Here is a 14,750-nt window from a genome sequence, read left to right as displayed (position 1 = left end):
AAAACCACGTAGCGATCTACGTGGTTTTTAATTCTTTGAATATTTTCCTTCTCTCACGTTTTTGGATAAGGAGCAGACGGTATAAAAGTCCTGTTGCACCAAAGGCCAGTCCAATAATGAACCCGAGCCAATAACCAAACGGTCCAAATGACGTAAAGGTAGCGATAATGAATCCTGACGGTAAGCCGATGCCCCAATAAGCGATTAACGTAATGACAAATGCCGTATTAACATCCTTATAGCCTCGCAATGCACCTTGAATAGGAGTTGCAAGGGCATCTGATAATTGGAAAAAGATTGCATAAATCAAAAAGTGTTGCGTTAACTGTAAAACATTTGGATCGGTTGTATATAAGCTTGCGATAGGTTCCTTAAAGAGATAGATAAATGCCGCACATAATAGAGATAAAAGTACTGCGATGACAATCCCCAAAACACTGTATTGCCTTGCATGAGTTAACCGTTTCGCCCCTACTTCAAATCCAACAACAATAGTGAGGGCCATAGAAATACTTAGCGGTACCATATAAAAAAGGGTTGAAAAGTTAATGGCAGCTTGGTGTGAAGCAATTGTAGTTGTATCAAAAGTGCTCATAAGAAGAGTGACAACTGCAAAAATACTTGATTCAAAAAAAATTGCAAAACCAATCGGTAAACCAATCGTTAAGATTTCTTTCCAACTTGCGAAATGAATACGAGGAAATCGTCTGAGTACTTCATACTGTATAAATGGTGTTTGCTTTAGAACAATAACAATTGTCATGATTGTAATACACCAATAGGTTATCGAAGTAGCCACACCCGCTCCGACACCACCGAGTTTTGGAAAACCGAAGTGGCCAAAAATCAATACATAATTAAAGAAGAAGTTAATTGGCAGGGCAAGTAACGTAATGATCATTGTAATTCTTGTATGACCAAGGGCATCAATAAAACAGCGTAATACGGTATAGATAAAGAGTGGCGCAATCCCTGCCGATAAAGCGATAAGATACTGTTTGGCAATTCTTCTTACCTCATTCTCTAAATTCATTAATGATAATAATGGCTCAAGTAAAAACACTCCACAAATTACAACAATGATAGAAACAACTACTGCAACATAAATTCCTTGAATCACTGAAAAGGATACCTCATTGTTCCTTTTTGCCCCAACGAGCTGAGCAACAATTGGAGTAATTGCCATAAGAATCCCAGTTATCCCGGTGAATATAGGAAGCCATATGCTAGAGCCAATGGCAACACCTGCTAAATCCTCTGCACTTACATTCCCGGACATCATAGTGTCAAATAAGTTCATTGCAAATAAACCGACTTGAGTAATTAGGATTGGCAAAAGAATTGATAAAAAAACTTTACTTTTTTGTTTGTAACCAACAGTTTGCTGCATAAAACAACCTCATATCTATTGAAAATTCAATCTGCGAAAGATTATATCACAAAAATAGAATGAGGTTGTTCTTTTTGTTTTGAAGACGACTGAATGAGTTCAATTAGCGATGATATTGATAGATGATCGATATCTTCGCTTGAAATTCTAATGTTCTCGGTTCAATCGGTGTTTGTATTCCGGGTGCTTGTGCTTCAAGTGAAAGTACTCTGGGAAAGGGCACTTCCTGCAATTCTTTATTCTCAATGATTTTGATCGGGGGTTGTTGAACGGTAACAGAAATTGAATTGGCAATGACAGTGGCTTTTTCATTAGCATTGGTAATGGCATTTGCTAAAGCTTGATTGTAAAAATAGTCCGGATCTTCAACTGTAAATTTTATATTTTGAATAAGGTTTGCTCCACTTGATACGGCTGTATCAATAACGGTACCGACTTGAGAAATATCACGAACAGTAATTTGCAGAATATGACCAACAACATATCCTCTGAAAATTTGTTGTCCATCCTGGTAGTCATAACGAATATTAATGTAGTAGTCTGTTGTCTCGATATCTTCCTCACTAATACCGATTGCAATTAGCGCGTTAATGACGTCGGTTGATTTTTGCGCATTTTCCTGTTGAGCAACAAGTATTTCTGGGTCTTCTGTTTTAATGCCGACAGATACAATCGCTTGATCGGGTTCAGCATTTGCCTTGCCAATCCCTTCAATCTTCATTTGAAAATAGTCTCTAACCCCATTGTTATGGGCTTGATTTCGATCATGATAATAACGGTACACCACTATCCCACCTTTACTATTTGCTTTAATATATGGGGATGAGGCTATGAGTGTTCGTAAGCCCTTTTATTTATCAGTTTAATATTTCGCCAATAGCAAATAATAAAAGAAACTTTTGTTGGATCTGGAGTATTGCTATGAGAAAATGGTTGATTTTAGTTATTATTTATCTGTTAGTTATTTATTTTTCGTTTCAAAATCGTGATGTATTTTTCTATTGGCTAAATGAAAGTAATATTTCCCATTTACCATTCATGTTTGTGATTTCATTATTCTTGGCATTATTTCCTGTTATTCCATTCACTTTATTTGCAGGAGTGATGGGGGCAAAGTATGGAATGTTCCTTGGGGGCCTTGTTAATTGGTTTGGTGCTGCTACAGCGGCAATGATCTTTTTTTTCATGGCGAGGTATACGTTTGCTAATTACTTTAGAAACTACATAATGAACTATAAAAGTTTGAATAAATTTAATGCAATGATTGAAAGAAATGCTTTTATAGCCGTATTATTAGGCAGGCTGATCCCCATCGTGCCGACACCAGTCATTAATATTTACTCTGGTTTAAGTAAGATGCCTTTCCGTACTTATATGTGGGCGACGATTATCGGTCAAATTCCAAGTATGTTTATTTTTGCATTTAGCGGGGATCAAGTATTTTCATCATTACAAACATTAATCCTAGGTTTATGTATCTATGTTGTCTTCATTTTGACTGTATTGTTTGTCTACAGAAAGTGGTTTAAAGGAAAGGCAAAAGCAGCATAAGTAAGGATTATACGAAAAGAATACAATAAAACCTGCTAAGTGCATAAATAATGTAAATTTTACTGAGTGAAAACTTTTGCTTATCAATTAAAAATGTGTCAAAATAAATATAAAGTTTAAACAATTTTCAAAAATTACTTAATGAATTCATGTTTTTTTAGACTAAAATTATAGTAAGATAAATAAAAGTTTGCCTTAGTGACGCAAACAATATGGGAAGGTGGAGCTATTATGAATAGTCAGGAAATGGCAGTTTTTTTTACGAATAAAGTAAAAGATGCAAAAGTTCAGTTTGAACGTACGATCGATTGTAAATATACCGAATTCGATGATCTGTACCCGTACATGAGTGAGCAGCCTCAATTCTTTTGGTATAAGCGTTATGTAGCTTGGCAGGAGTTATTAACAGTTGTAAAGTTAGCCAATGAATTAGAAATTGATTGGAAAGAAGGATTCTTGAAAAAGCAAGTTGACTACATTGAGAAAAAAATCTTAGATGCCAAAGTGTTAGATAATTGGTATGAAAGTGAAAAGACGGTTGATGTTGATAGCAGTGAAGAAACTGTTGAATAATTCATGAACTTGTTGATACCTTATAAAGGTCACTCGTTTAATCTTAGTAAAGTTCACAACAGAAACGCATGTAAAACCCCTTGGCAGCAAGGGGTTATTTATTTTTACTTAAATTTAACAAAAACATTTTACTTTTAAACATTCTAAAATAATAAACTGACTCCATTACTAATGCTAACAAAATTCCCATTAGTAACCCATTAGAAATAAGCGGCTGAATTAAAGGCGGCAGTGTGGTAAACGCTTCTTTTGGAAGATTGGTAATGGAAAGCCCCAGTAATGCGGGTATGGCAATTCGATATATGGTTTTTGGTGTAAATTGTAAGCCCTCCAGATTTTTTAATGCAGATCCAAATAGCTGTAAATAAGCAACAAATAATATCGTGTTCCCGACACTATGGGGTATAGTAGAAAAGAACGAACTTAATGATGGAATTAGGCCTAACACAATAAATAAAAAAGATCCAATAAAAAACGGTAAACGCTCTCTAATCCCGGTTGATTGCAAGAAACCGAGTGAAGATGCATAAGGGACAAGACCGAGCATCCCTGCTAATGAAGTGTATCCACCTGAAAGAATTAAAGAAGAACGATACTGTTTTGGTGACGTTTTTGTTTTAAAAATATCCTCTGCACCTTTGAGGGTAGCGATTGTATTTGTTGTGTTTAATAATCCTGTTATAACGACAGTAAGTACGATTCCCCACTCTAGAGTTGGTTCTCCCCAAGGAAACCAAGTAAGAAAAGGTGTTGTTTTTATAGAAGTGGTCGTCTCTTGTGGAAAGAACATTACTGCCCCAATCCAGCCAATGACCATCCCGATGAGTAAAGATAAATTACTTATAATACCCTTACCTCTAACATTTAGAATGATTGTAATGGCTGCTAGGATAATAGAAAAACTGGCTACTTTAATATTAATATATTCACTGCTGTTTAAGCCGAGCATGCCTTTTAGGAATATGTAGATTAACTGATTTGCAAGGAGTAATAAAAAGACAAACATCACAACAGGTGTGAACCATTTTTTTAATAGATTCCCAAGCCCGAGCATCCCTAATATTGATACAAGAATCCCTGAAATGATTGCACCAACAGCTATACTTCCACTAACTGTAGCTAAATCCATATTTAACGTGCTTGCAGTAGCGGCTAAGCTTAAAATTACACCCCACCTCAACCCGGATTGTCCTTCCATAAGAGGATATCGATGACCAATCAAACCTTGCAAAATACAAGCAACACCCGTAAAAATAAATGAACGTTGAAGTGCTGAAACAATTTCGATTTGTTCCAGGTCAAAGGCGAAACCAATGGAAATGGGAATAACAACCGTATTGGCAAACATAAAAAATAGCCATTGAAACCCAGCTAACAATGTTATGGGGTTACGTATTGTATTCATATACTTTGACTTCCTCTCTGTACTCTAAGGTACATAAAAAGATTCGCCTCCTATAAATTTCCAAAAGTTAATAAGAGAATGTGAAAATTCACTAGACTCCATATGCCTCACCTCCTTTACTGCAATAGTGTGAAATAATATATAACAACTGCTAAAACTAAATATAGAATCTCTAATATAGCATATTATTTAGATTAAAAGCGCGGTGCAAGTGGTAAATATTTCATTTTAAATTATAAATATAAATCATAAAAATATTTATTACAATCAACATTATGGAATTTTATAATTAGTAAAGGAATTATCATGAAACAAACTCTGCGTTTTAAAACGAGGGTGTCACCAATAGCGATGACTTTTGGGACACCCTCGTTAAGAAATATTTTACCATTCTCGTATAATGCTTACAGGTAAGTGGTAATTATCGGCTATTCTCGTGGAATCGTTGGTATGTCTTTTTGTCACATATGATATATAGTTCAGCTTCTGGCGGAATAGGTTCTTCTAATTTGTTTAAGATCAAAAAATCATCTCGGTCAGATATTAAGTGTGCGCCTAGTCGTTTTAAATTTTCAAATGCATCGTTATACGTTTTCCACATTTGTTGTTTTTTTATTTTCCATATATCCACTCCGCTTTTTCTACTAAGAAGCTTCATAATAAACTTGCTTGTCCCCTTATGTATTGCTGATTTAGCCATTAGATCAGATAATGCCTCATCTGCAAGAACGAATTCATCAACGTTGGCATGTTTAAAATTTGGAATATGCTTCTCTTTTAGTATTTCTACAATTGTATAAATTTCCTTACTATTTTCCGTTGCATAGCTTTCAATCGCTGAAACAATCAAAAGGGACTTACCGTCAGCGGCAGCAGGATCAATATTGTTGTCTTGAGTAAATATAAGTACGGCATTTGAGTGAAGGATATTTGCTTTGTCTAATATATTTTTGTCTGCAGGGTCTCCTTGTAAATAATAGACCTTTTCATGATCCATCGGTGCTTTTGGAAGTGAATCAATTAATAGGATTTTTGTTTGATCATCAATGGCCATAATTTCATTCATGGCATGTCTTGCTTTATTTGACCAACCGATGATGACATAATGACCATTTCCTTTAAAGCTCAATTTCCCTTCCTCCTTTAACTTCCGATAAACTCCAAAGCTTTCAACAATTTTTCCGATTACAATTCCAATTAAACCTATTCCAAACAGATAGAGGAACAACCCAAAAAGTCTGCCTGCTAGTGTTTCAGGAACATAATCACCATACCCAGTTGTTGTTACTGTAGTCATGACATACCATAAGCCAATAAAAGGAGTTTCGAACATAGTCGGTTCTAACCAGTGAATAATAAAAGAGCTACTGATGAGAAAGATGATTGTAATCAAAAATAGGGTTAATTTCCTTATTTTTATTGCCATCTTCATGACTTCAAAAATGAACAGCATTTCTAATCAACCTCTCTTTTAAGCAAGCATTAAAAAGCGTTACTATTATTACCTTTTACGTATAAAAATATTATTGATAATAATGGTTTAAAAAATATATTGACAGAGAATTGTAACAGGAGTAAATTAAACTCATTCAATAAATATAAATTAGCACCTTTTAATCGCTGAATCTTAATTGAGCGGGGGAACCAATTTGACTGTACGATCATAACAGTCTGGGGTGAATCTTACATGTTGTAAGAGGGGATACTCTCAGTCCCTAATCCGACAGCTAACCTCGTAAGCGTTACCGTAACAAGAGAGAAAGGTCAGATAGATAGAAGCTATCGACCATTCTTTGTGATGGTCTTTTTTTGGTGCAAAGAAGGAGTAGGAGAAAATGAAAAAGCAATTTGCGATCATTGGCTTAGGTAGATTTGGAGGGAGTATTTGTAAGGAACTGTACAAAAATGGCCATGAAGTATTAGCGATCGACATTAATGAAGACAGGGTAAATGATCACTCGAATGTATCAACACATGCAGTTGTTGCCGATTCCACAGATGAGAGAGCATTAAATAGTTTAGGTATCCGCAATTTTGATTATGTTGTCGTAGCAATTGGTGACAATATTCAAGCAAGTATCCTAACTACGTTGTTGTTAAATGAAATAGGGGTAAAGCACGTCTGGGTGAAAGCGCAAAACTACTATCACCATAAAGTTGTAGAAAAAATTGGTGCAGATCGAATTATTCATCCTGAACACGATATGGGAGTTCGAATTGCTCAACATTTAGCCTCTGAAAAAATTGTCGATTATATCGAACTATCAGAGGATTATAGTATTGTAGAATTAATGGCAACCGAAAAGGTGGCCAATCAATCGCTTGTTGAATTAAATATACGGGCAAAATATGGTTGTACTGTTTTAGGTATTAAACGTAATAATGATGTGAACATTTCACCATTACCTAGTGATTCACTTTTTGAAGGAGATATTTTAATTGTGATTGGACACAAAAATGACCTCAAACGATTTGAAGACGAGGGGTTATAAGTGTCGTGTTCACTCCAAAGAAATCGAATCTAGTAAACTTAACTTCTGTTCAGTTAATTGTTTTGTTTTATCTTGGTGCAGTAATTGTATCAACGATCCTGCTCAGTTTACCTTATACGCATAAGCCTGGAGTCGAGTGGACGGTTACCGACGCATTATTCACAGCTGTCAGTGCGGTTAGTGTAACGGGGCTAACAGTTGTTTCTACAGCTGACACCTTTAGTGAGTTCGGTATATTTGTTTTAGCTTTCATCCTGCAATTTGGTGGCATCGGAATTATGACACTGGGGACGTTCATTTGGTTACTATTTGGTCGGCGAATTGGACTTAAGGAACGTCAATTAATAATGATAGATCAAAACCGAGGGACATTTGCTGGACTTGTGGAGTTAATGAAACAAATATTACTTTTAATTCTTGTGATCGAAGCCATTGGTGCGATGATTCTAGGTATCTTATTCTTAGATCACTTTTCTACTTGGCAAGAAGCTTTTTTCCATGCTTTCTTTGCCTCAGTAAGCGCAACAACCAATGCGGGCTTTGATATTACCGGTGCTTCACTAAAACCATTTGCTAATGATTATCTTGTACAATTAGTCAACATAATTTTACTCATTTTGGGAGCAATTGGTTTTCCTGTTTTAATTGAAGTAAAAGATTATTTTGTAACGAGAAGGAGAAAACAAAAATACCGATTTTCATTATTTACAAAATTAACGACCATCACATTTTTTGGGTTAACACTATTTGGCACGATCCTGATTTACATTTTTGACCGTAATCATTTCTTTGTGAATAAATCATGGCATGAATCTTTGTTTTATTCATTGTTTCAATCGGTAACAACACGGAATGGCGGACTTGCGACAATGGATGTTAGTCAATTTTCTGAAGCGACACAATTAATGATGAGCTCATTAATGTTCATTGGAGCATCACCGAGTAGTGTTGGCGGTGGTATTCGGACAACAACTTTTGCGATTGTTCTTCTTTCTATTTTTACATTTGCTCGCGGAAGGCAATCTATTAAAGTATTTGGAAAAGAACTGGATCAAGAGGACATTATTAAATCGTTTGTTGTTATCAGTTTCGCGATCCTTATTTGTGCGACTGCTGTTATTATCCTCTCCTATTTGGAGCCGTTCCCAATTATTGCGATCATTTTTGAAGTGTGTTCAGCATTTGGGACAACTGGATTATCAATGGGGATTACACCTGAGTTAAGTACACTTGGGAAACAAATCATTATTGTGTTAATGTTTGTCGGAAGAATTGGAATCTTTTCGCTTTTATTCTTGATCAAAGGAAAAGAGGCTAAAGAATATTATCATTATCCGAAAGAAAGAGTCATTATTGGATAGAAAAAGAGTTTTTAATGTATAAGGGTTAAAATGTAACTTTTACTATTTTTAAGAATCCTTAATACATGATCAGATGCGCTCCTTCACATTATAAAGGTAGCGCATTTTTTTTCGTGCGTTTTTATTTTCCTTTACTACATAGCTTAAGAATGATATCTAGAAAGGAGCACTAAGCTGCCGGTACTATGCTTGCAGTTGTAACATTATGACCGTACTAGTAAAAAAAATGGCTCTTTTTTTAATTCTGCTAACATTACTTCTTTTGTTACTTATCATTTTGTCTGTTCAAAATTGGTCTGTAAGGGAGGAGGGGGTGCTTCCCGCAAAGACTGCTGTGATTTTACATGCGATTGATCAGAACTTAATCACAACAGATATGACACCTCCTCGTTTTCTAACTAAATCAGGTGGAAAAACATTCAACCGTATCGATATTGAGATTCCAACTAGTGATGGAAAAACAATCCCCGCACGCGCCTATCAACCGATTGGTGAAGGTCCTTTTCCGATGATTATGTATTACCATGGAGGAGCATTTATGGAGGGATATGGAAGCATTGACACTCATGATAATGTTGCTCGCTCATTAGCAATCCAAACAAAAAGTGTCGTTGTGTCAGTAGGTTATCGTGTAGCCCCAAAATATGTCTTTCCAACGGCAATTGAGGATAGTTATGACGCATTAGTATGGACAGCTAAGCATGCCCGGCAATTTAGCGGAGATCCGATGACAATGGCTGTTGCTGGTGATAGTGCGGGTGGGAATATTGCTACAGTAGTATCAGCAATGTCACGTGACCGAAATGGACCAGTATTGAAGGCTCAAGTTCTCTATTATCCTTTAACGACCTTTCAAGATCTTGAGTTGCCGACTCGTGAGATGTATGATAGCGGTTATTATTTGTTATCTCGTCAAGTGATGCACAAAGCAAGAGATAGTTATACACCATATCAATCAATGTGGACAAACCCATATACTTCACCATTAAATGCTCAGGATTTAACGAATTTACCACCGGCATTTATTATTACTGCAGAGTTCGATCCTCTGCGTGATGAAGGAGAGGCATATGCAGAGCGGTTATATGAATTTGGTGTACCAGTGGAAACTGTTCGGTATCAAGGTACAATGCACGGATTTATTTCCTTTTACGAAGTGATGTATAAAGGAAAACATGGGATGCAGGAATCTACACAGTTTTTAAAAAAAGCTTTTGCGGATGAAATTGAACCTGCACCATTTGCTATTCGTGTAGTTAATGTACCAAAAGGGACTGAAAAGGTAAGAGATCAAATAGAAGCATATGCAATTGCGGGCTTCTTATTAAGTCAAAAATACCTTCCATTTAAACTAATATATATATGAAGTGAAAAGCACGTTTTACCATAAGTGGTGAGGGCGTGCTTTTTTGTTCATGAAAAGTCAGCGTAATGTGATCATTAAAGAACAAAAAGATAAAAAAGTACAAATGCAGAAAAAACAATGAAAGCGGTTTATAGTAGAAATAGTTAAAAAATTCTTAAGGGTGTGATAGTAATGAATACTCAATTCTTTGCAACAATTTGGAATCATCTTTGGAGCTCTCACTCCCAAGTAAAACGGATCCTTACTTTTTCTCTTCCGGACAAGACTGGTTCAGTTAAAGAGGAAAAGGGGAAAGAGACGGTACAACATGAGGATAACAATAAGAGAAAACCTGTATATAGCAATTCGCAAAAGGTTGGCTTACTTCTGGGACCGGTATTATTCGCAATAATTATGTTATTTCTATCTCGTGAAGGGATGAGCCCTGAAGCGAAAGCTGTATTAGCAAGTACGGTTTGGATTGCAGTATGGTGGATTACAGAAGCAATTCCGATTCCAGCGACTTCGTTATTACCAATCGTATTGTTTCCGCTTACAGGTGCGCTAGATGGCGGAGCAGTGACATCTTCGTATGGAAACACAATTATCTTCTTATTCTTAGGTGGATTTTTAATTGCTTTAGCGATGGAGCGCTGGGATTTGCATAAACGAATCGCTTTAACCATTATTTCTGTAATGGGGACAAGTACACAAGGAATTGTTCTAGGCTTTATGGTAGCCACTGGATTTTTATCAATGTGGATCTCGAATACAGCAACTGCAATGATGATGGTGCCAATTGGAGCGGCGATCATCTATCAGGTTTCCCGCTCATTAAAAGATGAGAATGTTGGGATTGCAAAAGAAGACAAAAACTTCGGAAAAGCAATGATGCTAGGTATCGCTTATTCTGCTTCAATTGGTGGGTTAGGAACATTAATTGGAACGCCGCCTAACATGATTTTAGCAGGGGTTGTAAGTGAATTATACGGATACAACATTTCCTTTGCTGGTTGGATGTTATTTGGCGTTCCGCTTTCAGCGATTCTATTAATCTTAGCTTGGTTTTATTTAGTAAAAGTTGCTTATCCAATGAAAATGAAAGCACTTCCAGGTGGAAAAAGTTTAATTCAAAATCAAAAGAAAGCATTAGGAAAGGCCAGCTTTGAAGAAAAGGCGGTTTTAGGTGTATTTCTATTCGCGGCATTCTGTTGGATTACTTCATCGTTTTTCTTATCAAAATTTATTCCGGCAGTTAATGATACAATGATTGCGATTACTGCGGCTGTGCTGTTGTTTGTTATTCCGTCATTAAATAAAAGAGGAACATTTCTATTAGATTGGGAAACTGCGATAAAAGTTCCTTGGGGAATTCTATTATTATTCGGTGGTGGTTTAGCGATCGCTGCTGGTTTCAAAGAGTCAGGATTGGCTGAATGGATTGGAACACAATTAACAGTTGTCGAAGGTGTTCATTTTGTACTGATTCTAGTTATTGTTACGGCATTAGTTATGTTTTTAACGGAAATTACATCGAATACAGCTTCAGCTACAATGATTTTACCGATTATGGCATCGCTAGCACTTGCGATTGGTGTGCATCCATATGCATTAATGATTCCGGCTGCAATTGCAGCATCGTGTGCATTTATGTTACCAGTAGCAACACCGCCAAATGCGGTTGTCTTTGCCTCAGGACATCTAAAAATGTTGATATGGCGCGTGCCGGCTTTTGGATTAACGTTATTTCAATCGTATTTATCGTACTGGCTGTTTATTTCTTGTTACCACTAGTATGGGGAGTAGATTTACAAGTGTATCCAGAAATGTTTAAGCAGTAAGACTACTAATTGGAAATATGAAAAAGGTTTTGTTCATTGAAAGAACAAAACCTTTTTTCATAGATAGTAGAAAGTATTGGAGTATGGACGAATTAATTAGGGTTGAGGGTGTAGTCCGGCTTTAATGCCCCTCGCTCATGCAGTTCACGGAACAATTCGCGATATTGAACAATGCATAAGTTATTACTAATATAATTTCTTTGCACATAGTCTAATAGTTCGTTAACGTCTTCCGGTTTACTTTTCTTGTGGCTAATAAAGTTTTGAATTAATTCTTCCAAACTCATTAATAATACCTCCTATTTGTATACGCTTACATTTATAGATTATATCACAAAATGTTCACATTTTGCTATTTTTGAATATTAAAACTTCCGACAAAGATTTACAGATTCCAACCTAATTCATGGCTAAATTTACAATAAAAGTTTAAAGTCAAGATGTAATTTCTATAATTTGTCAACAATTTGTTAACGATTACAAGATTATATATTATGATTTTTTTGAGAATTTGGAAAAAAGTGATGTAAATTTAAGTAAAATCGTATAGAATAGAGTTATATTAATTGTCAGCATAGGGAGTGAACAAAATGGGAACTGAAAAAGAATTACTTGAGAGAGTTGAAGAAATTTATACTAATCTAAAAGAAGATTGCTTTACTTATGTTGGTACTATAGTATATGATGAAGCAATGATTGAAACGAAACAATTGCAGGAATTAATGAATGTAATAGATGAACTTGAATTGTATCAGTTTTTCTCGAATACGTTATTACAAAATATAAGGGAAATGATAGATGTACCGAGTAAAATCTATCTATTCTCAATGTATTTTGATAAAAATCTAAATGATCGTCAAAACATAAATGATATTCGTCGAAAGCAGATTGAAAATGTATCTAGTGATCTAAGAAGGTTAGAATTATTGTTGGAAGAGTTGGTGTTTAATTATTCAAGAAATGAAAACGCTGTCTAAAATTGTCGAATGAAAAAAGGTGCTGCCAAAATGGTGTAGCACCTTTTTTATTTATAACAATAATTAACATACTAAATATTCGGATAATATGATATGATATAGTCAAGTATCAGATTTGTCTATTTAATGAACCTTATTGATATTGATAATTTACATTTGAATGAAAGGGGCTGTTATTTTGGAAGGATGGTTATTTGATTGGTGGCCTATTGTTGCGATTGGATATTTGTTAGCCGGTTATTTCATCGTAAAAATTGAAGTGAGCAGAGGAGAAAATCACGCAAAGGTTGTCGAGCAGCATGAGCAGCAATCACTATATCATACTGAAAACTCATTTAGTAGATAATGTATTAGAGAATAAGGAGAAGCGAGTTAAATGAAATTAGTGACATAGTTCAATCATCTTTTCTTAAAAGGGAAAGGTGATTTTTATTTTGGTGGAGAATAGGTAATGGTAGATGAAATAATAGAAGGAAGTGGATATTGATGGAGAAGATATTTTTTATTGAAATTGGAATGGGTGCCGATCTGCACGGACAAGACATTACAAAGGCTTCAATACGCGCAGTCAAAAATGCAATACACCATAATTCAATGCCAGGACTTCGTTCAGTGTTACCTGATAACGATATACATAATATGAAAGTCAATGTACGCTTAGCATTGCCATGTGATCATGATCAGTTGGACGTTGAGAAGGTGAAAGAAGTGTTACCATACGGTACGGTTACAGTGGAAGTTGTCGATGGCGGTATGCTGACGACTAGTGGCGTAGTCCTGCCTGATAAGAACGATAAAAATGATTTGATTTATGTTGTGAATGCTTCGGTGGAAGTGGGGTATTAAGTTTATATGGTGGAAAGTTGAAAGTTAAAATACAAAAACAGCAGTGAGGGGTCACTGCTGTTTTTTATTTATGATAGCGAGTTTACCAGCTTTGGCAGTTCGCTTAGTTGTTTGATTTCGTGAGTTGGGTGGATGTCGTCAACGATGTCTTTACCGTCACGGTTAATCCAAACGTTGCGCATACCAATGCGGTTTGAACCTAAGATGTCGGTATGTAAATTATCCCCGACCATCACGGCTTCATCTTTATTTATTGAAAGTAAAAATAAAACATGTTCGAAAATTGCTGGATCAGGCTTACCACGTCCAAATGCGCCTGAGACAATAATATGATCAAAATATGGCACAAGCTCAGGTGTCATATCAAGCTTTTCATTTTGTAATGTCGGTGAGCCATTTGTTAATAAAATGAGCTGATACTTGTCCTTTAATTCATCCAGTACTTTAAACGTATCTTCATAGAGAAACGGACTTTTTCTGCGATTTGCTGGAAATAATTCACCTAGCTCTGCACCAAATGCTGGGTCATCAACTCCTAATGCTTTTAAGCCTTTCGTCCAAGCTTCTTTCCTGTATGTAGGAACGATGTCTTTCATTTTGCGAAAGTTAACATTAATTTTATCAGTGAAATCTCCCCATAAACCTTCAAACGGATTAATGCCGATCATTTGTGTGAAATCAAACGTTTCATATGATGCGTATAATTCTCTTGCTTCTTTACGAACGGCTTCCTCTAATTCTTCAGGGTTAACACCATATTTTTCCTGTGCTGCTTTACAAGTAGCGACAAATGCTTCCTGTACACTCTTTTTATCCCATAATAATGTATCATCTAAGTCAAATACAACCGCTTTAATCATAATCGTTCTCTTCCTCCCTTTGTTTGTAGTCTTTTGATTTTTCATACTATTTTATCATATGTTTTCAAAATTAATAGATAAACTTTTAAGATAGCTTGTTTGTTTGTCA

14 protein-coding genes, 1 pseudogene and 1 riboswitch are annotated in these 14,750 nt (G+C 35.7%); of the genes and pseudogenes, 9 read left to right on the top strand and 6 right to left on the bottom strand.

All coding sequences use genetic code 11. The annotated features are described in order from the left end of the window. Positions 1 to 16: 16 nt before the first annotated feature. Positions 17 to 1,390 (bottom strand): MATE family efflux transporter, encoded by a 1,374-nt coding sequence (locus ACJ2A9_RS03985; RefSeq protein WP_441420302.1) that lies wholly within the window; start codon positions 1,388 to 1,390, stop codon positions 17 to 19. Positions 1,391 to 1,493: 103 nt separating this feature from the next. After that, positions 1,494 to 2,174, bottom strand: a complete 681-nt coding sequence (locus tag ACJ2A9_RS03980; protein WP_441420301.1) for an SIMPL domain-containing protein — start codon at positions 2,172 to 2,174, stop codon at positions 1,494 to 1,496. A 137-nt stretch (positions 2,175 to 2,311) separates the two neighbouring features. Between ACJ2A9_RS03980 and ACJ2A9_RS03975 the strand changes: the two genes are divergently transcribed. Both ACJ2A9_RS03975 and ACJ2A9_RS03970 read left to right on the top strand, forming a co-directional pair. Beyond that, positions 2,312 to 2,941 (top strand): TVP38/TMEM64 family protein, encoded by a 630-nt coding sequence (locus ACJ2A9_RS03975; protein WP_441420300.1) that lies wholly within the window; start codon positions 2,312 to 2,314, stop codon positions 2,939 to 2,941. 231 nt (positions 2,942 to 3,172) lie between these two features. Next, a complete protein-coding gene (locus ACJ2A9_RS03970; protein WP_441420299.1) occupies positions 3,173 to 3,514 on the top strand; it encodes a hypothetical protein in 342 nt (113 codons plus the stop codon). A 94-nt stretch (positions 3,515 to 3,608) separates the two neighbouring features. On the opposite strand, the gene ACJ2A9_RS03965 is transcribed toward ACJ2A9_RS03970, so the two are convergent. Together ACJ2A9_RS03965 and ACJ2A9_RS03960 are read right to left on the bottom strand one after the other, a co-directional pair. Then, complete coding sequence (locus ACJ2A9_RS03965) at positions 3,609 to 4,919, bottom strand: uracil/xanthine transporter (RefSeq protein WP_441420298.1); 1,311 nt, start codon at positions 4,917 to 4,919, stop codon at positions 3,609 to 3,611. Positions 4,920 to 5,340: 421 nt separating this feature from the next. After that, the gene (locus ACJ2A9_RS03960; RefSeq protein WP_441420297.1) at positions 5,341 to 6,372 is read right to left on the bottom strand and encodes a potassium channel family protein; all 1,032 of its coding nucleotides are present in this window, start codon (positions 6,370 to 6,372) and stop codon (positions 5,341 to 5,343) included. Between the two features lie 155 nt (positions 6,373 to 6,527). Continuing rightward, a riboswitch (cyclic di-AMP (ydaO/yuaA leader) is annotated at positions 6,528 to 6,676 on the top strand. Between the two features lie 78 nt (positions 6,677 to 6,754). Here ACJ2A9_RS03960 and ACJ2A9_RS03955 point away from each other — a divergent pair. The 4 genes and pseudogenes from ACJ2A9_RS03955 (at position 6,755) to ACJ2A9_RS03940 (ending at position 11,958) form a co-directional block, all read left to right on the top strand. Next, positions 6,755 to 7,411: a potassium channel family protein gene (locus ACJ2A9_RS03955; RefSeq protein ID WP_441420296.1), complete on the top strand. Its 657-nt coding sequence runs from the start codon at positions 6,755 to 6,757 to the stop codon at positions 7,409 to 7,411. 5 nt (positions 7,412 to 7,416) lie between these two features. Further along, entirely contained in the window at positions 7,417 to 8,772 is a 1,356-nt protein-coding gene (locus ACJ2A9_RS03950) for a TrkH family potassium uptake protein (RefSeq protein WP_441420295.1), read from the top strand. 313 nt (positions 8,773 to 9,085) lie between these two features. Continuing rightward, complete coding sequence (locus tag ACJ2A9_RS03945; RefSeq protein ID WP_441420294.1) at positions 9,086 to 10,138, top strand: alpha/beta hydrolase; 1,053 nt, start codon at positions 9,086 to 9,088, stop codon at positions 10,136 to 10,138. 171 nt (positions 10,139 to 10,309) lie between these two features. Then, positions 10,310 to 11,958 (top strand): annotated as a pseudogene (locus ACJ2A9_RS03940) (SLC13 family permease). A 92-nt stretch (positions 11,959 to 12,050) separates the two neighbouring features. Here the strand turns inward: ACJ2A9_RS03940 and yppF are convergent. Next, a complete protein-coding gene (yppF, locus tag ACJ2A9_RS03935) occupies positions 12,051 to 12,245 on the bottom strand; it encodes a YppF family protein (RefSeq protein WP_441420293.1) in 195 nt (64 codons plus the stop codon). A gap of 303 nt (positions 12,246 to 12,548) precedes the next feature. Between yppF and ACJ2A9_RS03930 the strand changes: the two genes are divergently transcribed. The 3 genes from ACJ2A9_RS03930 (at position 12,549) to ACJ2A9_RS03920 (ending at position 13,781) form a co-directional block, all read left to right on the top strand. Continuing rightward, entirely contained in the window at positions 12,549 to 12,935 is a 387-nt protein-coding gene (locus ACJ2A9_RS03930) for a hypothetical protein (RefSeq protein WP_441420292.1), read from the top strand. A 178-nt stretch (positions 12,936 to 13,113) separates the two neighbouring features. Beyond that, on the top strand, positions 13,114 to 13,281 hold the full coding sequence (locus ACJ2A9_RS03925; RefSeq protein ID WP_441420291.1) for a hypothetical protein: 168 nt from the start codon (positions 13,114 to 13,116) through the stop codon (positions 13,279 to 13,281). Positions 13,282 to 13,421: 140 nt separating this feature from the next. Then, positions 13,422 to 13,781 carry a Lin0512 family protein gene (locus tag ACJ2A9_RS03920; protein WP_441420290.1) on the top strand — a complete coding sequence of 120 codons (360 nt, stop codon included), beginning with the start codon at positions 13,422 to 13,424 and terminating at the stop codon, positions 13,779 to 13,781. Between the two features lie 68 nt (positions 13,782 to 13,849). Here ACJ2A9_RS03920 and ACJ2A9_RS03915 read toward each other — a convergent pair whose 3' ends face one another. Continuing rightward, positions 13,850 to 14,641: an HAD family hydrolase gene (locus ACJ2A9_RS03915; RefSeq protein WP_441420289.1), complete on the bottom strand. Its 792-nt coding sequence runs from the start codon at positions 14,639 to 14,641 to the stop codon at positions 13,850 to 13,852. Positions 14,642 to 14,750: the final 109 nt, after the last annotated feature.

It is taken from the genome of Anaerobacillus sp. MEB173, from assembly GCF_052119505.1.
Classification (GTDB): Bacteria; Bacillota; Bacilli; order Bacillales; family JBJMAU01; genus JBJMAU01.
Note: the sequence above shows the minus strand (reverse complement) of the source record. Positions and strands in the feature narration are given on the sequence as shown.

What these genes read in the sequence shown, in the direction of transcription:
- ACJ2A9_RS03985 (WP_441420302.1), bottom strand. Translation starts at nt 1,390, where the DNA reads ATGCAGCAAACTGTTGGTTACAAACAAAAAAGTAAAGTTTTTTTATCA.
- ACJ2A9_RS03975 (WP_441420300.1), top strand. Translation starts at nt 2,312, where the DNA reads ATGAGAAAATGGTTGATTTTAGTTATTATTTATCTGTTAGTTATTTAT.
- ACJ2A9_RS03970 (WP_441420299.1), top strand. Translation starts at nt 3,173, where the DNA reads ATGAATAGTCAGGAAATGGCAGTTTTTTTTACGAATAAAGTAAAAGAT.
- ACJ2A9_RS03965 (WP_441420298.1), bottom strand. Translation starts at nt 4,919, where the DNA reads ATGAATACAATACGTAACCCCATAACATTGTTAGCTGGGTTTCAATGG.
- ACJ2A9_RS03960 (WP_441420297.1), bottom strand. Translation starts at nt 6,372, where the DNA reads ATGCTGTTCATTTTTGAAGTCATGAAGATGGCAATAAAAATAAGGAAA.
- ACJ2A9_RS03955 (WP_441420296.1), top strand. Translation starts at nt 6,755, where the DNA reads ATGAAAAAGCAATTTGCGATCATTGGCTTAGGTAGATTTGGAGGGAGT.
- yppF (WP_441420293.1), bottom strand. Translation starts at nt 12,245, where the DNA reads ATGAGTTTGGAAGAATTAATTCAAAACTTTATTAGCCACAAGAAAAGT.
- ACJ2A9_RS03930 (WP_441420292.1), top strand. Translation starts at nt 12,549, where the DNA reads ATGGGAACTGAAAAAGAATTACTTGAGAGAGTTGAAGAAATTTATACT.
- ACJ2A9_RS03920 (WP_441420290.1), top strand. Translation starts at nt 13,422, where the DNA reads ATGGAGAAGATATTTTTTATTGAAATTGGAATGGGTGCCGATCTGCAC.
- ACJ2A9_RS03915 (WP_441420289.1), bottom strand. Translation starts at nt 14,641, where the DNA reads ATGATTAAAGCGGTTGTATTTGACTTAGATGATACATTATTATGGGAT.